The 299-nt window shown below is 55.2% G+C and carries 1 protein-coding gene; it reads left to right on the top strand.

Annotation, left to right across the window (positions count from 1 at the left end; all coding sequences use genetic code 11):
• Window positions 1-299: gamma-glutamylcyclotransferase (locus GTGU_RS23795; protein ID WP_038164015.1), on the top strand; the 299-nt coding region annotated here is incomplete at both ends.

The following is a 299-nucleotide window of genomic DNA, read 5'->3' as shown; positions in this document are numbered from 1 at the left end:
CTGCTCTGGAAGCGTGAGATGATCACTGGTTGTTATTTGCCAAGCTGGTGCAAGCTGGCGCTTGACGATGGTCGCACCGTTAACGCGCTGGTGTTTATTATGGATCCCCGACATCCATTGTATGAATCTGACACCAGTGTGCAGGTCATCGCGCCGCTGATTGCCGCTGCCAGTGGACCCCTCGGCACCAACGCACAGTATCTTTTCTCGCTCGATCAGGAGCTGCGGAAACTCGGGATGTGTGATAACAGCCTGGATGAACTGGTGGAGAGAGTGCGGAATCTGCTGGGTGGCGAAAC

Origin of the sequence: Trabulsiella guamensis ATCC 49490 (genome assembly GCF_000734965.1) — a bacterium.
In the GTDB taxonomy this organism is placed as follows: domain Bacteria; phylum Pseudomonadota; class Gammaproteobacteria; order Enterobacterales; family Enterobacteriaceae; genus Trabulsiella; species Trabulsiella guamensis.
The sequence above is the reverse complement of the archived record's forward strand: the minus strand, read 5'-3'. Positions and strand labels throughout refer to the sequence as shown.